The 19,320-nt window shown below is 31.4% G+C and carries 15 protein-coding genes and 4 pseudogenes; 11 read left to right on the top strand and 8 right to left on the bottom strand.

Features of this window, described 5'->3' with window-relative positions; all coding sequences use genetic code 11:
• From MOV50_RS07375 to MOV50_RS07345, 7 genes are read left to right on the top strand one after another with little or no spacing between them, the layout of a single operon-like run.
• Entirely contained in the window at positions 1 to 987 is a 987-nt protein-coding gene (locus tag MOV50_RS07375) for a class I SAM-dependent methyltransferase (protein ID WP_321777270.1), read from the top strand.
• Entirely contained in the window at positions 987 to 1,742 is a 756-nt protein-coding gene (locus tag MOV50_RS07370) for a class I SAM-dependent methyltransferase (RefSeq protein WP_321777269.1), read from the top strand. The genes MOV50_RS07375 and MOV50_RS07370 overlap by 1 nt, the downstream gene beginning before the upstream one ends.
• Positions 1,739 to 2,842 carry a glycosyltransferase gene (locus MOV50_RS07365; RefSeq protein ID WP_321777268.1) on the top strand — a complete coding sequence of 368 codons (1,104 nt, stop codon included), beginning with the start codon at positions 1,739 to 1,741 and terminating at the stop codon, positions 2,840 to 2,842. Before MOV50_RS07370 ends, MOV50_RS07365 begins: the two co-directional genes overlap by 4 nt.
• 1 nt (position 2,843) lies before the next feature.
• On the top strand, positions 2,844 to 3,857 hold the full coding sequence (locus tag MOV50_RS07360) for a class I SAM-dependent methyltransferase (RefSeq protein ID WP_321777267.1): 1,014 nt from the start codon (positions 2,844 to 2,846) through the stop codon (positions 3,855 to 3,857).
• Positions 3,845 to 5,596, top strand: coding sequence for an asparagine synthase (glutamine-hydrolyzing) (asnB, locus tag MOV50_RS07355; protein ID WP_321777266.1), 1,752 nt, complete (start codon positions 3,845 to 3,847; stop codon positions 5,594 to 5,596). The genes MOV50_RS07360 and asnB overlap by 13 nt, the downstream gene beginning before the upstream one ends.
• On the top strand, positions 5,596 to 6,306 hold the full coding sequence (locus tag MOV50_RS07350) for a class I SAM-dependent methyltransferase (RefSeq protein WP_321777265.1): 711 nt from the start codon (positions 5,596 to 5,598) through the stop codon (positions 6,304 to 6,306). The genes asnB and MOV50_RS07350 overlap by 1 nt, the downstream gene beginning before the upstream one ends.
• Entirely contained in the window at positions 6,293 to 7,348 is a 1,056-nt protein-coding gene (locus tag MOV50_RS07345; protein ID WP_321777264.1) for a DUF354 domain-containing protein, read from the top strand. Before MOV50_RS07350 ends, MOV50_RS07345 begins: the two co-directional genes overlap by 14 nt.
• Here the strand turns inward: MOV50_RS07345 and MOV50_RS07340 are convergent.
• The 4 genes from MOV50_RS07340 to MOV50_RS07325 are packed head-to-tail and all read right to left on the bottom strand — an operon-like array spanning position 7,340 to position 10,971.
• Positions 7,340 to 8,491 (bottom strand): cytidylyltransferase domain-containing protein, encoded by a 1,152-nt coding sequence (locus tag MOV50_RS07340; protein WP_321777263.1) that lies wholly within the window; start codon positions 8,489 to 8,491, stop codon positions 7,340 to 7,342. The two genes, MOV50_RS07345 and MOV50_RS07340, sit on opposite strands and share 9 nt — an antisense overlap.
• A 2-nt stretch (positions 8,492 to 8,493) precedes the next feature.
• Positions 8,494 to 9,339, bottom strand: a complete 846-nt coding sequence (locus MOV50_RS07335) for a class I SAM-dependent methyltransferase (RefSeq protein ID WP_321777262.1) — start codon at positions 9,337 to 9,339, stop codon at positions 8,494 to 8,496.
• A 1-nt stretch (position 9,340) separates the two neighbouring features.
• On the bottom strand, positions 9,341 to 10,222 hold the full coding sequence (locus tag MOV50_RS07330) for an N-acetylneuraminate synthase family protein (RefSeq protein WP_321777261.1): 882 nt from the start codon (positions 10,220 to 10,222) through the stop codon (positions 9,341 to 9,343).
• Positions 10,223 to 10,224: 2 nt separating this feature from the next.
• Positions 10,225 to 10,971: a CBS domain-containing protein gene (locus tag MOV50_RS07325; protein WP_321777260.1), complete on the bottom strand. Its 747-nt coding sequence runs from the start codon at positions 10,969 to 10,971 to the stop codon at positions 10,225 to 10,227.
• A 76-nt stretch (positions 10,972 to 11,047) separates the two neighbouring features.
• On the opposite strand from MOV50_RS07325, the gene MOV50_RS07320 reads away from it, so the two are divergent.
• Positions 11,048 to 13,036, top strand: coding sequence for a 6-hydroxymethylpterin diphosphokinase MptE-like protein (locus tag MOV50_RS07320; protein ID WP_321777259.1), 1,989 nt, complete (start codon positions 11,048 to 11,050; stop codon positions 13,034 to 13,036).
• Positions 13,037 to 13,038: 2 nt separating this feature from the next.
• Here MOV50_RS07320 and MOV50_RS13510 read toward each other — a convergent pair.
• The 4 pseudogenes from MOV50_RS13510 to MOV50_RS13495 form a co-directional block, all read right to left on the bottom strand.
• Positions 13,039 to 13,332, bottom strand: a pseudogene (locus MOV50_RS13510) (flagellin); the annotation flags it as partial.
• A gap of 519 nt (positions 13,333 to 13,851) precedes the next feature.
• A pseudogene (locus MOV50_RS13505) lies at positions 13,852 to 14,163 on the bottom strand (flagellin); the annotation flags it as partial.
• A gap of 190 nt (positions 14,164 to 14,353) precedes the next feature.
• Positions 14,354 to 14,593 (bottom strand): annotated as a pseudogene (locus MOV50_RS13500) (flagellin); the annotation flags it as partial.
• Between the two features lie 576 nt (positions 14,594 to 15,169).
• Positions 15,170 to 15,475 (bottom strand): annotated as a pseudogene (locus tag MOV50_RS13495) (flagellin); the annotation flags it as partial.
• A 248-nt stretch (positions 15,476 to 15,723) separates the two neighbouring features.
• Here MOV50_RS13495 and topA point away from each other — a divergent pair.
• The 3 genes from topA to MOV50_RS07295 are packed head-to-tail and all read left to right on the top strand — an operon-like array spanning position 15,724 to position 19,318.
• Entirely contained in the window at positions 15,724 to 17,943 is a 2,220-nt protein-coding gene (gene topA, locus MOV50_RS07305) for a type I DNA topoisomerase (RefSeq protein WP_321777256.1), read from the top strand.
• A gap of 3 nt (positions 17,944 to 17,946) precedes the next feature.
• Complete coding sequence (locus MOV50_RS07300) at positions 17,947 to 18,480, top strand: YfcE family phosphodiesterase (RefSeq protein WP_321777255.1); 534 nt, start codon at positions 17,947 to 17,949, stop codon at positions 18,478 to 18,480.
• Positions 18,473 to 19,318, top strand: coding sequence for a biotin synthase (locus MOV50_RS07295; protein WP_321777254.1), 846 nt, complete (start codon positions 18,473 to 18,475; stop codon positions 19,316 to 19,318). Before MOV50_RS07300 ends, MOV50_RS07295 begins: the two co-directional genes overlap by 8 nt.
• Positions 19,319 to 19,320 lie beyond the last annotated feature (2 nt).

Below are 19,320 nucleotides of genomic sequence, written 5' to 3'. Positions count from 1 at the left end.
ATGAATAAAAAATACATAGATTATCTGATTTGTATTAAATGCAATAGTAACTTAGAATATCAAAATATAATCGAAAAAGGGGATAAGGTAATAAGTGGAACTCTTACTTGTGTAAATTGTAGTAGTAATTATCCTATAATCAACTATATCCCAAGATTTGTACCTATGACAAACTATGCAGACAGCTTTGGTATGCAATGGAATATCCACCATAGTGATCAACATGATAAATTTAGTAGTGTGAATTCTTCTGAAGAAAGATTTAAAAATGAAACAAAGTGGGGCGAGAGCCTAAAAGGTGAAGTTATTATTGAAGCAGGATGTGGAGCAGGTAGATTTACTCAATTTGCAGCAAATACTGGGGCTATGGTACTCTCTTTTGATTATAGCAGTGCTGTTGAAGCTAGTTATCAGCATCACAGTGACAAAGAAAATGTATTAATTGTTCAAGCTGATATTTATAATATGCCTTTTAAAAATGATATTGCAGATAAAATTTATTGTTTTGGAGTACTACAACATACTCCTGACTCAAGAGAAGCACTAAAGTCATTAACTACTAAACTAAAAAGTGAAGGTAAAATAGCTGCTGATAACTATCCTTTTTTAAGTACAACATGGTTTCATACTAAATATTGGGTAAGACCAATTACCAAGAGGTTAAATCATAAATTATTATATTGGTGGTGTAAGCAACATGTTAAAATAATGTGGCCTATATTTAAATTAAATAGAAAATTATTTTCTGCAAAAAGAGCGAATAGAATTAACTGGAGATTACTAGTACCAGATTATACTTCGACAGGACTATCACAAGACAAACTGAAACAATGGGCGGTAATGGATTTGTTTGATATGCTTTCACCTATGTATGATAACCCTGTAAGGATAGAAACATTTAAAAGATGGTTTGAAGAACTTGGATATAAAGATATTGATGTACATATGGGATATAATGGATGTGAAGGAAGAGGTATAAAAATCTAATGATCAAGAAAGTTATGGATTATATTTCACATAAGCTCATACCCATTTTAACAGGTGAAAATAAAGCACCATATATATATATATCAAATATGGGATATTTAAATCATAAGCATCTTCATAATTCTTTTATCAAATCGTTACCATATTTAAATGGTATATGTACAGATATTGGTTCAGGTAATGCAATATATAAAAAATTAATATTGCCACATGTAGACAAATATATTGCAGTTGATAAAAGTGAAATTCACCAACATATGTTTCAAACTTCAAAAGAAAAATTTATAGATGCAGATATAAAAAGCCTACCATTTGATAGTAACTCCATTGATAGTGTTATTTTGACGCAAGTGTTAGAGCATATTGATGAGCCATATAAAGCACTATGTGAGGTGCAAAGAGTTCTTAAAAAGGGTGGAATACTCATTCTTTCCGTACCATTTATATATCAAGCCCATGCTACTCCATATGACTTTTTTAGATTTAGTGAATATGGGTTAAAGGAGCTATGTAAAAAGTATGACTTTGAGATTTTAGAGTTCCATTATCAAGGTTATTTTGGAACAGCTATAGTATCTATGTTAAACGGTTTTATTTGGAACCTAGCAAGTAAATATAAAATACTTAGAAATACTATTTTTTTACCAATACTCTTAATTATGTTTACAATAAATAATATTATTGGATTATGCTTAGATCTAATAAAACTAAAAGAGTTTACACCAAACTTTTTTCTAGTAGCGAAAAAGCTATGAAAAATATAATCCTATTTACCCAAAACTTAGAAACAGGTGGCATACAAAAAGTTGTTTCAAATCTAGCAAACTATCTGTATAAAGACTATTCTATTTTTATTGTTTTATCAGAAAATGATAAAAAAGTAGCCTATCACTTAAATAATGGTATTACAATAAAAATGATAAAAACTATTAAAGTAGATGTATCTAAGCCAAGTACTGCCTCGTTTTTACTAGAATATAGAGTAAAAAAACTTAATAAAATCATAGATAAAATAAAACCTATTCTAATTTTTTCATTTGGAGAATACAGCAATATCATATCTCTAAAAACAAGCTATAAATGCAAAAAAATCGTAAGCCAAAGAGCAGTTTTTGAGAGTATGAAAGCTAAAAAAATTCATCTTTTCAGCTTTGATGAATACAAAGATATGATGATAAAATACTATCCATTAGCGGATAAAATAATCTGTGTAAGTAATTATATTTCTAATGAGATTTCTGACTTAGATGCTAAATTAAAACCTAAGTTACAAACTGTGTATAATGGTGTAGATAAAGTAGAAAAATATTATAAAAAGATAAGTGAAAAATATATTTTAAATATTGGACGACTACATCCACAAAAAGGTCAATTGGACATAATACTTGCTTTTGAGAAAATTGCAGATAAAATTGAACACAACTTAATTATAATAGGTGAAGGTGAACTAAGAGAAGTCCTTGAAAACAAAATTTTAGAATTAAACTTATCCAAACGGGTTCATCTTCTAGGCGAAGTACGATTACCTTATGATTATTTACATGAATGTGAATTATTTGTTTTTGCTTCTTATTATGAAGGGTTTCCTAATATTTTATTGGAAGCTATGAGTGCTAATACGGCGGTAATCTCCTATAAGTTCGAGGGGTATAATGAAATTTTAGATGAAAAAGGAACAAATCTTTGTAAAATTAATGATGTAGCGTGTTTAAGTAAAAATATCTTAAATATCTTAAAAGATAAAAATAAAAAAGTTACTCTTGCAAAAAAAATGTTTGAGATATCTAAGAAATTTACTTTAAAAAAATCTTTAGACAAGTATAAAAAAATAATAATTCAAAGTATTGGAAGTTAATATGTTAGATATATTTAAGTGCGTCGAATGTACTCAGAATATAAAGTATCAAAGTGGTGATATTATTTGTAGTTCATGTAAAAGAGTTTATAAAAGAAATAATGGTATTTTAGATTTTTCCATTATCTCTGATAAAACAGAAAGTATGAAAGAAGAGGTAGAACATACAACAAAAGCCTTTGGTTGGCAATGGAAAAACTCTAATATGGGACACAATGAAGGTTCTAAAGTATATTCAAAGAATCTTTTTTTCGATAGGTATGGTATAGATGAACTAGAATTAAAAAAGTATATAGCTGATAAGATAGTTTACGATCCAGCTATTGGAAGCGGAAGAGTCGAGTATATATTTGCAAAATATACAAAAGAAATTTACGCAACAGATCTTAGTGATGCTGTATACGAGGCAAAAAATAAACTAAAAAACCTGTTTAACAATATCCATTACTTCAAAGGTAATTTAATTACACCTCCATTTAGACAAAACTCTTTTGATGCCGTTGTATGTCATGCTATATTACAACATACAGGCAATACTTTTGAAGGTATAAAATCATTAACTAATGTTTTAAAACCAGGTGGAATTATACTGTTTGATGTATATAGAAAAGCAGCCCCTATTCGGGACTTTACTGATGATTTTATACGAAGCTTAGTATGTGACTTAAAACCACAAGATGCCTGGGATAAATTACTTCCAATAACAAAATTAGCACAAGATTTATATAAAAAAAAGATTACTATCTCCCAAGAGATACAAGAACTCGACATTGAAAAAGGAGAATATAACTTACAGAGGTTTATATATTATAAATTTTTAAAAACTTTTTGGAATGAGAACATGAGTTTTGAAGATAATCATATGGTTGTTTTTGATTGGTTTTATCCAAAAATATCACAAAGGTATACAACTCAAGAAGTAAAAGAATGGCTAACTCGTTTAAATTTAGAAGTAATAAAATTTCATGTGTTAGAAGGTGGAATAGGAGTGATAGCTAAAAAATGTGCGGAATAATTGGCTCAAACAAAAACTCCTTTAATCATAAAGATGTTTTAGACTCCATCAAACATAGAGGTTACGACAACCAATCATTTGTATTAAATGATGGAGCATATTTTGGGCACTCTAGGCTTAGCATCATCGACCTAGATGCTGAAGCAAATCAACCAATGATATTTGACAATATTATTTTAGTATTTAATGGTGAAATATATAATTATAAAACACTAATCAAAGAGCATAATTTAGATGTAAAGACTGCGAGTGATAGTGAAGTTATAATTCGCTTATACCAAAAATACAACTTAGAATTTCTAAATATGCTCGATGGAATGTTTTCATTTTGTATATATGATAAAAAAAAAGAGCTGTATTTTTGTGCAAGAGATCGTTTTGGAAAAAAGCCTTTTTACTACTATGAAGAAGATGGCTCATTTTACTTTGCATCTGAGATAAAAGCCATTTTAAAAATGCTAAAAAAACTACCAGAGTTTAATGAAGAAGCACTATGGCAATACCTAGCATTCCAATCACCCCAAGGTGACAATACTTTTTATAAAGGTATTAAAAAACTTCCTGCGTCATCTTTCCTGACATATCAAAACGATAACTTAACAATAGATAGCTACTATAATATTGACAATATACCAATCATACATACTGATGAAAAACAAATTATTACTAAAGTAGATACTTTACTTCACGAAGCTGTAGAGAAGCGTCTTGTCGGAGATGTAGAGGTTGCGACATTACTCTCTGGTGGACTAGACTCTTCATTTATAACCGCTCTTTATGCACAAAAATCTAAACATGATGTACATAGCTTTTCTATTGGTTATGATGAACATAAACATTATTGTGAACTTGATTTTGCTAAGGTTGCATCTGAGTATATTGGAACCATTCATCACGAGTACACAATATCTAGAAATGACTACTTAGATACTATAGATAAAGTTTTATATCACCTTGATGAACCTATGGCTGATTCTGCTACCATCCCAACATATATCCTATCTGAGCATATTCACAATGCAGGCATAAAAGTTTGTCTAAGTGGTGAGGGAAGTGATGAGAGTTTTTTAGGTTATGACAACTACTTTAAAATGCTAGACTATTACAACAATGAACCTAAAGAACAAAAAGAATTCAAACTCACAAAAGAGTGGGAATATAATAATCGCAGACTAAAGAACAAACAAGTATACCAATCAAGTGGGGAGACCTTTTCTTATGCACAACTTCAAGAACTCTCATCAAAAAAGATAAATTACCCACTGCATCCATACAACTCTTCATATCAACCAATTCAATGGTTAACCTATATAGATTTTAACATCTGGATACCTGAGGTGCTTATGACTAAGGTTGACCGTATGTCTATGGCTCATTCTGTTGAGTTAAGAGCCCCTTTTTTAGATCACAAACTTGTTGAGTACCTTCTTGGTGTAAAGAGTAGTATTAAAATAGGGACTACCAACAAAGAAATATTAAAAAAAGTAGCTAAGCCTTATTTACCTGACTCAATAATTAACAGACAAAAAAAAGGTTTTAGCTCACCTTTTATAGAATGGTTGTATAGTGGTTTTGGCATTGAAATACTAAAGCTAATCCAAGAAGTAAACTCTGAAATAGGAGTTTTTAATGATAATTTCATTATATTTTTATACGAAGAAGGTAAGAGTGGTAGATTTAAACAACATCTTTACTCTATATTTTTATTTTGTAAATGGTATAAAAAGGTTTATATGTAATGCAAAAATATTTAAATATTCTTAATGATAACGACTTGAGTATTTTCAAAGATATTGAATCATTAAGAGATAAAATTATTCAAGAAAATAAACAGATAAAAGTATTAGACTATGGTGCTGGAAATCCTGATGATAAGCGAAGTTCTGAGCAAATGTACAAAGGTGTGACCAAAAATATAAGCACAAAAAGTTTATGCAAAATCGGTTTAAAAAATGACTTTGCACATCTTATATATGCAATCATTAAAAAACATCAGCCAGCAACTATTCTTGAACTTGGAACTTGTTGTGGATTTTCATCTATCTATATGTCTAAGGCATTAAAGAATGAAGGCACTATCCATACAATTGAAGGCTCTCCACAAACTGCACAAATCGCTCAGAAGAATTTTAAAGATATTGATGCATTAAATATAAAATCTTATGTAGGTAGATTTAGCGATGTACTGCCAAACATTTTACCAAATATAAAATCTATAGACTTTGCCTTTATTGATGGGCATCATGACAGGGATGCGACATTAGAATATTTTAAAAATATAAAACCATTTCTTAGTGAAAATGCAATTGTACTTTTTGATGATATATCTTGGTCAAAGGGGATGATAGAAGCGTGGGAAATTATTAAAAAAGACAACGCTATAACTAGTTATGAAGACTATGCTAAAGTTGGACTTTGTTTTTTTGGAGATGTAGATGATTTGGTTTGACCTAGTTACCCCAAAATCAGTTTTATTTTTTGAACCAATTATAAAAGAAATACAAAAGAAAAATTTATCTGTATTTATAACTACAAGAGGTGGAGAAGGATATAAAGAAACCATAGAGTTACTTGATTTATATAAGTTAAAATATGTAAATATTGGTAATTTTGGGGGCAGTAGCCTAAAGTCAAAATTTGAAGCATCTATAGATAGACAAATTAAATTTATGAAATTTATAAGTGAACATCATATAGATAGACTGATTTGCCTCTCATCAGTTGATGCTTGTCGTGTTGCTTTTGGACTTGGTATACCAATTATCAATTTCTATGATATACCCCTCTCGGACCATACTACAAACTTTACAAAAGCCTTACCTCAGGCAAGACTTACCATACCACTTGCGACTAAAATGTTTAAACCATTTGTAGTTCCAAACAATGTCATAGAAAGATTTGGGCTAGATAAAAGTCAAATATATGAATATAACTTCATAGACCCCCTAATATGGTTATGTAAATTTGAGTACAACATATCTTATGTAAAAAAGATTTTGAAACATTATAATATGGATTATTCCAAGCGTACGATTATCATCAGAGAAGAGGAATATAAGTCTAGCTATGTAGATAAAAAATACCCTATTATTTATGAAGCATTGCAAGAGATAAAAGATTTAACTAATTCAAATATCATAATCATCCCAAGATATGAGAGTGAGTACCTCAAAAAAGAGTTTCCATTTGCTATCATTTTAGAAGAAAAAGTTGAAATTCAGCACTTATTAAAATTTTGTGATTTGTTCATCGGTGGTGGTGGAACTATAAATACAGAAGCTTGTTTTTTAGGTACACCGACAATCTCTACTAGAAGTTTTATAAGCCACTATGACAAATATCAGATAGACAATAATCTTATGGTTTGGGTGGAGAACAAAGAAGAACTAATTACTAAAACAAAACTAATGATAGGTACACAAGTAAACACTAAACCAATAGAACAGATGAGTATTAACTTAGAAAAAATAGTATCAGATATACTATCTTAAAATAATATCTACAAATTCTCTAACTGCTCCATCTCCTCCACGAAGTGTGAGTTCTATGATGTTGGGAATACTCTTTACACTAGGCAGTGCATTTTTAGGACATGCACATACACCTACAGCCTCTAAAAGTTCCTTGCAGTTAACATCATCACCAACATAAGCCACTTCATCTAAAGAGATACCTTCCGTAGAACAAATCTCTTTAACAATATCTAGCTTACCCTTATGCTCTAGCCCTTGGTAAAGATAATCAACTTTCAATTTTTTGGCTCTATTTCTTACTATTTTAGTATCTTCACTTGTAATTATTCCAGTTTTTATTCCTGCTTTTCTAAGCAACTCAAAACCTTTTCCATCATGAGTGTTAAACTTCTTTAACTCTTCATCATTCTCACCGTAGTACATACCTGCATCTGTAAGTGTTCCATCTACATCTGATAAAAAGAGCTTTATATTTCTCTCTTTGACATATCTGTAAAGTACATTTTCTTTCATATATTCTTCAGCTATTTTCCAGTCATGCTTTTCATCTATCTCTATAGATGTATAGTCATGCATTTCATAAAAAGCTATTTCAGCACTTAGACGATTTTCATCTCTTAAAATATTACTCACGCTATTAATATAAAATGCACCATTTTCAAGCAGATAACCATCAAAGTCTTGTCTTCTAGGTCTGTTTTTATAGTCATAATTTAGTGCATTGCCATCATTATTCCAAAAAAATCTTTTCTCTCTTACTACACTTAACAAAGAATCTTTTTTAGATTTTAAAAGTTCTTTTATCCCTCCATCAAAGTCATGACTTTGAGTTGTTGGGGAAGTTGCTTGAACAAGCATAAATAACGCATCTGCACTAAAGCTATTTTTACTTAAAAATTCCAACATTACATCTTCTGTTGATGATTCATCTTGAGCATTAACTCTATCACGCATATATATTTTTACTTTATCAAATCCAAAGCTCTCTACAACTTCACTTATCTCAATACAATCAGTTGCAACGAAAACTTCATCTACAAGAGTTGCATTTTCTAAAGCAAGTAGATTCCAATATATTAATGGTTTTCCACAAAACTCTTTTATATTTTTAAAACGGATAGCCTTACTTCCACAACGAGCTGGTATAAATGCAATGTTCATATTTAACCTTTAGATATTTGAGCTATTATAGTATCTGTTTTACTAAGAGATGCTAAAGAACTTTCATAAGCATCACTTAAGGCATCTGAGTCTAAAAATTCACCCCATTTTTGATGTCCACCAGGTTTATCTTTGCTTAACCAGTAAAGGTGATTTGAGAGAGGGTAACGCTGAATATGCTTAATATAATCTACTTTAAGAGAACATTGATGTATTAGCTCTTGTAGTGTTTTTTCATTAAACAAAAACAAATGACAAGACCAGTATGTAAATTTAGAAAAAGATTCACTCTCATACAACGAGAGCAGAGCATCATTAGAGTTTGGAACTTCTATGATGATTTTTCCACCCTCTTTTAAGTTTGAGGAGAGTTGTTTTATCATCTCTTTAGGATTAGGTAAATGCTCCATGACATGAAACATAGTTATAACATCATACTTCTTGTCTAACTCTTTTATATCTCTAAACAACTCTATACCATACTCTTTATATTGTGCAGATATTGCTGTTTCTAACTCCAAAGCAGAGATACTTTTTGCCTTCTTAGATGCATAATTTAGATACCCACCATTACCACTTCCAAAGTCAAGGATATCTTTATCTTTTATAAGCTCTCTTGTAAATTCATATCGTCTTTTATCATCTGCATCTGTTTCTTTGTTCCACTTGTTCAAATCAAAACTCTCATGCATATTTGAGTCTTCATAAAACCCTGCATCTACATGAGAAAAATCAGACAAGTAAACTAACGAACACTCTTTACACTCTTTTACTTTTAGCTCTTTGTTATCTCGTACTTCACCATCTCTATATTTAAACTCCGATGAACCACAAAGATAACAACTCATGCTATTTTCTACTTTTTAGTTTATCACGCTGAACTTTTTCTATTGGCAGGATTTCATCACTCTTATATGTAAGTGCTTTGTGAACTGCTGACAAGTCTCTAGTTAGTCTTCTCATACCATCAGCCATAAGTGATGCCCCATGGTCAGTTCCCTTCCAAGTTATATCTTTAGTAAAATGTCTTTCTATCCATCTTGCACCTAATGTATAAGCTGCTATATCTACAGATATACCCAAGTGATGTCCTGAAAAACCTATCTCATTTACTCTATCACCATAGTTTTCATAAAGCCAGTTTATCTCTAATAGCGATACATCTTCAAATGGCACAGGATAACCAGATGTACATGAATATATAAGTAGTCTTGTCTTTGCTTGATTTGTCTGCTCAAAAAAGCTGATAATCTCTTCCACTTCCTCTCTTGTAGTCATACCTATGGATAATTGTACTTGACCTTTAAACTCATCACGAAGAACTTTTAACATTTTAAAGTTATTATTGCATGCTGATGGGACTTTTAAAAACTCAGGCTCAAAACTTATCATCTCTTTTGCACTAGTAACATCCCACACAGAAGTAGAATACACTACGCCCAACTCATCACAATACTCTTTTAATTCTTTATGTTGAGCTACATTAAACTCTAAAAATTCTCTATGAGCCCCATAAGTATCTCCATAAGAATTTTTAGGAACTGGATGCGGTGTATCATATTGAGCTTGTGTTAAAAGCTCTCTGTTGTTTCTTTTTTGAAATTTTATATACTTAGCTCCGCTACTATGTGCCAGAGAGATTAACTCTTTAGCTATTTTCATCTCACCCATATGATTACAACCAATCTCCGCTATAACTTTTGGTTCTTCGTAATTAAAATCAAACTTCATGCTTATATCCTATTGTACTTATCTGTGTATCTAATGATATCATCTTCTCCAAAGTATTCACCTAGTTGAACCTCTGCAAAAATTAAGTTCTCATTCTTGCTTAAATTCACTATCTGATGCTTTACACTCTTTGGAATATATACATATTTTCCAGCATTTAAAAGTAACTCTGAGTCACCTAAGATAACTTTTGCCTTACCTTTTATGATTACCCAGTGTTCTTCTCTTTTTTTATGCTCTTGCAGACTTAACTCTTCATTTGGAAATACTGTTATTATCTTTGATTGAGCCATCTCTGTGTAAAGTGTACTTTTGTAAAAACCCCAAGGTTTATTATAAATTTCATGCTCTAATATCTTGTTATCATAGATAGAAAAATCTTTAAGCAAATCTATCTCTATATCTTCTAGTAGCATTATATGAAATTGTTTTTTTGTTAAAATATTTTTTATTTTTTTATTTTTTAATATTGGAAGAAATTTAATCCTGCGTGATTTAAACTTTTGCGCTATATCTCTAAATGTATCATTTATATCTAATGATTCAAAACTCTTAGACATCACATCTGTTACATCAATATTAAGGTTTTTGTTTTTTACAATGAAGCGACGGATATCTCCGTCTGTTAAAGTACCATCTAATATACCTTCATTATTAACACACAATAAAAAGTTTTCTTTATTAGCATCTATCTTCTGCATTGCTATTAAAATATTTGTATTAGAATCTATTATAAATTTACTATTCATAGGAATTATTTAGCAAGTTTCATACCATAAAACAGAATATATTTGCTATAATTCATACTAATAATGAGGAGATATAGTGCAAAATATTGAAGAGCTAGCTGTTTCAAATTACCAAATAAATATGACATACTTTGAAAAAAACTATAAAACCATCTATAATAAACTTGTAGCATTGGATACACTAATATCAGATGGAAGATACCCTCAAAAATATGATTTAGAATATAAAGATGGTTATTTTGATGTAGTAGAATTGTCTAGTGGGGCATATTTATACAACCAAAACTCTGAAAAATTTTCGCAAGAACTAACAAAAAAGATAAACTTTAAAAAAAATAATCAATCTTTTAAAAGTGGTTATAACCTTTCATTTACACAAAAGGCTCTTGATAAACTAGAACGAGAGGATGCACTAACTACCTACGCAACGACAGCACCAATTATGCACTACCATGACTCAGCCGTTGATGCTTCTATGCAATTCATAGAAATGCAAAAGTTTATATTTTTAGGAGTTGGACTGGGCTTACATATACCAAAAATTCTAGATAAAACTGGTGCAAAACTCTTACTTATTGTCGAAGATGACATAGAACTTTTTAGACTCTCTCTTTTTACACTCAATTATCAAGATATATTAGCTGAAAAAATTGTATATTTCTCAGTGGCTCAAAATAAAGATGAATTTCATAATGAATTTAATACATTTTATTCAAAATCATTTATACATAACTATCATCTAAAATTTTCATTATTTTCTCATGCAAGTGATCAAAAAATAAAAGAGATTCAAACTCTACTTGTATCAAGGACTGAAACAAGTTACCCTATCGAGTATCTATTACATAAAAATATATCTATCTTATCAAAGCTAAAAGACAACTATAAATTTTTAGAACTAAGTAAAAAAAATAACGAGAAATTTTTATCAAATAAGCCCATACTTATCATCGGTGCTGGTCCATCACTTCATACAAACATAGATTGGTTAAAAACGAATAAAGAGAAATTTATCTTAGTTACTGTATTTGCTGCACTAAAAACACTAAATAAAGTCAATATAAAGCCTGATATAGTTATTCAAATAGATGAAAAAGTTACTGAAACTGTAAATCTTATCAACTCATTTGATAATTTAGATTTTTTACACAATTCTATCTTTATTTTTAGTGCTTCAGTTCCAGATATACTTTTTGAAAAATTTGATAAAGATAAGATATATCTAACTGAAGATAGAACAGCATACAGGCTTTTTAATACCAGACTTGTTTCTTCGAGTGTTGGAGAGTTTGCATATGCAATCTCGCTTATTTTTAATACTCAGCAAACTTATCTACTTGGCTTAGATTTTGCACTCTCAGATGATGGTTCAACTCATGCAAAAGACCACCACAGGTCCAGTTCACTAGATACATCAAAAGTAAATGAAATTCAAACGAGTGTTTCTATTTCAGATACAGTACTTCAGGTGAAAGGTAATTTCAAAGATATCGTATCAAGCACCCCATTATTAGCAACATCAATTCCAAAACTAAATGGTTATACTCACAGCTTCAAATCAGATAATCAAAATATTTATAATTTAAGCGATGGCGCTTTTTTTGAGCAAACTATACCACTAAAAGCTTCAAATATTAATCTTACTGATTTAGATAAAACTCATCTGCAATCACAACTTTTAAACATGTTTAATGCTTATTCTTTTGCTGAATTATCATCGGATGAATTAATTGAACTAGACAAAAAAGCAATACAAATTAAAAAGTTTCATAATTTCATAGAAAAATTTTCCCAAAGCGCTTCTTCAAATAAAGATATTTTTCTACAAAATTATATGCATTTAATGCAAAATATTTTAAATTCTTATGAAAGTGAGTTAAGAGAGATACTGACTATTTATTTTTTAGGTATCGCTTCAACTGTTATAGATATTTTTAATACAAAAGAGTTAAATAATCATAAAAAACATATCAAGAAAATGAAAAAAATTATTACAATACAACTCTACAGACTAATAGAATTGTACGAGATTGAGTTAGATAAAACTATAAATGAAGAGTATTAAAACTACTGAAGTAGTTTTAATACATTCTGTTGAACAGCATTAGCTTGACTCATTGCATATGAACCAGACTGAGCTAAGATGTTTAGTTTTGCAAAGTTTGCACTTTCTGCTGCAAAGTCAACATCACGAATTTGAGATTCCGCTGCTTGTACATTTACTTGAGTTACAGAAATATTTCTGATTGTAGATTCAAGTTGATTCTGAACAGAACCAATATCACTTCTTGTTTTGTCCATCTGTCTTAAAGTATAATCCGCAATAATAATGGCTTTTTCAGCTCCATCTTGGGTTGTAACATCTATTGTACTAAAGTTATTGGTCAGGTCTATATCTGTATCTGCCGTAAGTCCCATACCAGCACCATCAAAAGTTTGAGTAGTAACTGTTATATCTGATCCTGAATCTAAACGAATTCCATATTCACCTGCTGTTGATGTTTCGTAAGCACTAGCTCTAACATCTGCTCCAACTGATTGAGCTTGTGCATTAAATAAATCAACAACAACTTGTGCATTTTGAGCACTTGTTGTTCCACCAGTTGCGACTGAACCAGTAATGCTAACTTGATCTGTTGTGCCATCAGCATTTGTTATTGTAACATCAAGAACAATAGCAGAAGCACCATCTCCAGCAGTTTTGGCGGCTATTACTGTACCTGAGGTTAATGCAAATTTTCCAACTTTGGCTACTTGAGTGTCTTCTATAGATATTTTTACAGTTTCACCTGAGTACGCACCAATATGAAATGCTTTATTTGTAAAAGCACCATTTAAAAGCGATTGTCCATTAAATGAAGTTGTTGAAGCGATATTCTGTGCTTCTTCCATTAATCTGCTAATATCATTTTGAATAGCTGCACGAGTTTGAAGTGTTTGTCCATCAGATGCCGCTTGAATAGCTTTAGTTCTTATAATATTTGATATATTTATATATTCATCTAAAGCACCATCTGCTGTTTGGGCAACACCAATACCATCATTCGCATTTGCAATCGCTTGACCTAAGCCTTGAGCTTGTTGACGAAGTGAATCCGCAATAGCCATACCAGATGCATCATCTGCTGCTTTGTTAATTCTTAAACCTGAAGATAGTGAGTTAAGACTCTTATCTAGTCCTAAGTTTGTCATCTGTGAGTTTCTATGCGCGTTCATTGCCGCAATGTTTGTGTTAATTCTAAATCCCATAATAAATCCTTTCTGAGAGGTATATTATGATTTAAAGCAATGTGTGTTCCAAAAGATTTGAAGAGTAAAGAGAAAAGTAATTTTATATGTATTCCCAAGTAAAACTTGGGAATAAGAAGTTAAAGATTAATTACTATTGTAATAATCTTAATACATTTTGCTGAACAGCATTAGCTTGACTCATTGCATATGAACCAGACTGAGCTAAGATGTTTAGTTTTGCAAAGTTTGCACTTTCTGCTGCAAAGTCAACATCACGAATTTGAGATTCCGCTGCTTGTACATTTACTTGAGTTACAGAAATATTTCTGATTGTAGATTCAAGTTGATTCTGAACAGAACCAATGTCACTTCTTGTTTTATCAAGATGTCTTAGAGCATAATCAGAAGTGATGATTGCTTTTTCAGCTCCATCTTGAGTTGTTACATCAATTTTACTAAAGTTATTGTCTAAACTTTTATCTGTACTTGCAAGCCCCATACCTGTACCATCAAAAGTTTGAGTAGTAACTGTTATATCTGAACCTGAATCTAAACGAAGAGCATACTCTCCTGCAGTAGATGTTTCATAAGTACTAGCTCTAACATCTGCTCCACTTGTTTGAGCTTTTGCATTAAATAAATCAGCGATAGCTTGTGTATTTTGGGCACTTGTTGTAGCACCAGTTGCAATTGAACCTGTAACGCTAACTTGGTCTGTTGTACCATCAGCATTTGTTACTGTAACATCAAGAACAATAGCAGAAGCACCATCTCCAACTGTTTTAGCGGCATTTACTGTACCAGAAGTCAAAGCAAATTTACCAACTTGAGCAGTTTGAGTATCTTCAATAGAAAGTTTTACAGTTTCACCAGAGTAAGCACCAATATGAAATTGTTTATGCTCAAATCCACCATTTAAAAGTGCTTGACCATTAAATGAAGTTGTTGAAGCAATATTTTGAGCTTCTTCCATTAATCTGTTAATATCTTCTTGAATAGCTTTTCTACTATTTAATGTTTGACCATCAGAAGCTGCTTGAATACTTTTTGTTCTAATAGTGTTTGCTATATTAATATACTCATCTAAAGCACCATCTGCTGTTTGAGTAACACCAATACCATCATTTGCATTTGCAATCGCTTGACCTAAGCCTTGTGATTGTTGACGAAGTGAATCCGCAATAGCCATACCAGATGCATCATCAGCTGCTTTGTTAATTCTTAAACCTGAAGATAGTGAGTTAAGACTCTTATCTAGTCCTAAGTTAGTCATCTGTGAGTTTCTGTGTGCGTTCATTGCCGCAATGTTTGTGTTAATTCTAAATCCCATAATAAATCCTTTTAGGGTAAGAGCCTTTCGCTCTAGTTAATTTTGTATCTTGGCTTCCTTGCCTTGATATATTATGTATATCGGTACTATAAACTATTACTTTAGTAAATTTACCAATTTCTTTTATTTAACTTTTTTTTGCTACACTTCCAAATCTAAAATAATCACTATACTATATATAGGAAAACTATTTGAACTTAATTATTGTCGAGTCACCCGCTAAAGCTAGAACTATAAAGAACTTTTTAGGTAAAGGTTATGAAGTTATTGCTTCTAAAGGTCATATACGAGATTTACCAAAATCAAGATTTGGTATAACTATTGATGAAGATACTAATCATCTTATTCCTGCTTATTCAGTTGCAAAAGAAAACTCTGCTATTGTTAAAGAGATAAAGGCGCTGGCCAAAAAAGCTGACACTATCTATATCGCGACCGATGAGGACCGCGAGGGTGAAGCTATTGGTTGGCATATTGCTCATGCAATAAAAAAAGATCCTATGGAACTTCCCCGTATAGTTTTTCATGAAATCACAAAAACAGCTATAAAACACGCTCTTGATTCTGCACGAAAGATAGATATGAATATGGTAAATGCGCAACAAGCTCGTCGTATGCTTGACCGTGTTGTTGGTTATAAACTCTCGCCTCTTTTAGCATCTAAGATTCAAAAAGGTCTTTCAGGTGGTCGTGTTCAGTCTTCAACTCTAAAACTTGTTGTAGATAGAGAAAGAGAGATAAAAGCCTTTGTTCCTGTTGAGTATTGGTCAATCGATACTATCTTTACAAAAGATATAGATGCCACTCTTATATCTCATATGGGAGATAAACTTACAAAACTCTCTATCGAGAACAAAAATGATGCAACACTTATAACTAAAAGTATAGATGCTGACTCTTTTATAATCTCAAAGATTGAAACAAAACAGAGAAAAAGTTCAACTCCTCCTCCATTTATGACTTCAACTCTTCAACAAACTGCATCGTCCAAACTAGGATTTACTCCTAAAAAAACTATGATGGTAGCACAGTCACTTTATGAAGGTGTAAAAACTCCAGATGGAACAAGTGGTGTTATAACTTATATGAGAACGGATTCTTTAAACTTAGCAAATGAAGCTGTCTATGCTGTTCGTGGAATCATTGAAAATCGTTTTGGAGCTAAATATCTTCCGCCCCAAGCAAAAACTTACAACAAAAAATCAAAAAATGCACAAGAAGCTCACGAGGCTATCCGACCTACTATGCTTAACTTCACACCAGAAGTTGCACAGAGTTTTTTAAAAGCTGATGAGATAAAACTTTATCGTTTAATCTATGAAAGATTTATGGCTTGTCAAATGACAGACGCTCTTTTTGAGCAACAAAGCATAATCTTTAAAGGTAAAGAAAATGAATATAGAGCAAGTGGAAGAAAACTAATCTTTGATGGTTTTTACGCTCTTACTGGAACTGAAGATAAAGACAAGCTTCTTCCTTCTTTAAATGAGGGAGACAAGGCAGAGATACAAAGTATCAAACCTGAACAACACTTTACAGAGCCTCCTGCTAGATACTCTGAAGCATCTCTTATCAAAAAGCTAGAAGCTGAAGGTGTTGGACGACCTTCAACTTATGCTCCAACTATTGCAACACTTAGTGGTAGAACTTATGTAAACATTGAAAAAAAACAAATTGTTCCAACAGAGATGGCATTTACTGTAACTGATATCTTAGAAAAAAACTTCGCAAATATTGTAGATATCTCTTTTACTGCAAATATGGAAGAAAAACTTGATGAGATTTCAAATGGCAATAGTGACTGGCAAAAACTTTTAAGTGATTTTTACTTTCCATTTATGGAACAAGTTGCACAAGGAAAAGAAAATATAGTAAGTCTTAAACTTGCTAAACCGCTTGGAAGAACTTGTCCAAAATGTAATGAAAATGAACTTCTTCTTCGTTCTGGTAGATTTGGCAACTTCATAGCATGTAGTGGTTTTCCAAAGTGTAAATATACAGAACAAGTTGATGAAGATGGAAACAAAGTAGAAGTTAAAGTCGAAACATCTGATCAGATTTGTGACAAATGTGGCAAAGAGATGATTGTTAAAAATGGTCGAAATGGCAAATTTTTAGCATGTAGTGCCTATCCTGATTGTAAAAACACAAAAAGTATTGATGTAGAGAGTCAAGTAAGTGAAACTCCTTGTCCTGATTGTGGAGGAGAGATTTCTCTTAAAAACTCTAGACGCGGACCATTTTGGGGATGTGGAAACTATCCTGATTGCAAATTTATATCAAAGTTTGAACCAACAAAAATAAAGTGTAAAGAAAAAGGCTGTAAGGGTGTTGTGGCTGAGAGAACATACAGAAATAAAGATGTTTATGAGTGTGTAAAATGTAAAACTAGGACTCCAAGAGGAGAGTAAACTATGAAAATAGGAATTATCTCAGACACTCATTCTAAAGTACAAATGGCGCAAGATGCGCTTAATTTACTTATAGATAATGGTGCTGAGTTTATTATTCATGCAGGTGATATCGTAGAGCTTAATACACTAAATCTTCTAAAAAATTGCGGACTTGAGTATATAGCTGTTTATGGAAACAATGACGCCCATCTAGCTGAGCATCATTCAAAGTTTAACTTAGTCCAAGAGCCTCATAACTTTAAAATAGCTGACACAAAATTTAAACTTATGCATATGCCTTATTATATGTCCCCAGATGCAGATGTGATTGTCTTTGGGCATACTCATCAGTTTGAAGTTGATTATAAAGGAAATTCTCTTTTTATAAATTCTGGTGAAGTTTGTGCAAGAAGTAAAAATGTATCTGAATGTGCGATGCTTAAAATAACAGATGCTACATTTGAAGTAACTCACTACACAAAAAAAACTAAAACAAAAAAAGATGAAAAGTTTAAACAACAAACTTTCTCATACGAAAGAAATAACCATGAATAACGAAATTTTTTTATGCTCGATTTGTAATATTAATAGTGGGACATGCAACGAAGACTGCAAATTTTGCTCACAAAGTGTAAGATATAAAGCTGACATAGAGCGTTATAAACAAAAAGAGATGAGCGAGATTTTAAAAGAGGCAAAAACTGCTAGAGATAATGGTGCTTTAGGTTTTTGTTTAGTTACAGCAGATAAAGGCATAAACGATAAAACCTTAGAGTTTGTTTGTAGCATCGCTAAAATTTTAAGCAAAGAAGTACCACAACTTAGACTCATCGCTTGTAATGGAACAGCAACCTTAAAACAACTCTTAACACTAAAAGCATCTGGCATTAAAGCTTATAACCATAACCTAGAAACAAGTGAAGCGTTTTATTCTCAAATCTGTACAACTCACCCTTGGAGGGAGAGATATAAAACCTGTTTAAATGTAAATGAGGCAGGCTTAACTCTTATAACAGGTGGTATTTTTGGTCTTGGAGAAAGTCAAAAAGATAGAATTAGTATGTTAAAATCTCTAAATTCACTAAACCCAAGTTCAGTTCCTATAAACTTTTACCATCACAATGAAGCTTTAGAGTTATCACCAAATCCACTTAGCATTGATGAAGCTTTTTCTCTCATTCAACTAACAAGAGATACCCTCCCAGATGCGCAGAGAATCATGGTTGCAGGTGGAAGAGAGTTGATGTTTGGAGATAGACAGAGCGAAATATTTTCTCATGGAGCAAACTCCATAGTGATAGGAAACTACTTAACAACAAGTGGTCGAGTTATGAGTAAAGATTTAGATATGTTACAATCACTAAATCTAAAAATTGCCAAAACTGTAAACTAAGG

Origin of the sequence: Sulfurimonas sp., from assembly GCF_029027585.1 — a bacterium.
Lineage (GTDB): Bacteria > Campylobacterota > Campylobacteria > Campylobacterales > Sulfurimonadaceae > Sulfurimonas.
The sequence above is the reverse complement of the archived record's forward strand: the minus strand, read 5'-3'. Positions and strand labels throughout refer to the sequence as shown.

Bases quoted from the DNA above. Each gene is read 5' to 3' on its own strand.
- MOV50_RS07375 (WP_321777270.1), top strand. From the start codon at position 1: ATGAATAAAAAATACATAGATTATCTGATTTGTATTAAATGCAATAGT.
- MOV50_RS07370 (WP_321777269.1), top strand. From the start codon at position 987: ATGATCAAGAAAGTTATGGATTATATTTCACATAAGCTCATACCCATT.
- MOV50_RS07365 (WP_321777268.1), top strand. From the start codon at position 1,739: ATGAAAAATATAATCCTATTTACCCAAAACTTAGAAACAGGTGGCATA.
- MOV50_RS07360 (WP_321777267.1), top strand. From the start codon at position 2,844: ATGTTAGATATATTTAAGTGCGTCGAATGTACTCAGAATATAAAGTAT.
- asnB (WP_321777266.1), top strand. From the start codon at position 3,845: ATGTGCGGAATAATTGGCTCAAACAAAAACTCCTTTAATCATAAAGAT.
- MOV50_RS07350 (WP_321777265.1), top strand. From the start codon at position 5,596: ATGCAAAAATATTTAAATATTCTTAATGATAACGACTTGAGTATTTTC.
- MOV50_RS07345 (WP_321777264.1), top strand. From the start codon at position 6,293: ATGATTTGGTTTGACCTAGTTACCCCAAAATCAGTTTTATTTTTTGAA.
- MOV50_RS07340 (WP_321777263.1), bottom strand. From the start codon at position 8,491: ATGAACATTGCATTTATACCAGCTCGTTGTGGAAGTAAGGCTATCCGT.
- MOV50_RS07335 (WP_321777262.1), bottom strand. From the start codon at position 9,339: ATGAGTTGTTATCTTTGTGGTTCATCGGAGTTTAAATATAGAGATGGT.
- MOV50_RS07330 (WP_321777261.1), bottom strand. From the start codon at position 10,222: ATGAAGTTTGATTTTAATTACGAAGAACCAAAAGTTATAGCGGAGATT.
- MOV50_RS07325 (WP_321777260.1), bottom strand. From the start codon at position 10,971: ATGAATAGTAAATTTATAATAGATTCTAATACAAATATTTTAATAGCA.
- MOV50_RS07300 (WP_321777255.1), top strand. From the start codon at position 17,947: ATGAAAATAGGAATTATCTCAGACACTCATTCTAAAGTACAAATGGCG.
- MOV50_RS07295 (WP_321777254.1), top strand. From the start codon at position 18,473: ATGAATAACGAAATTTTTTTATGCTCGATTTGTAATATTAATAGTGGG.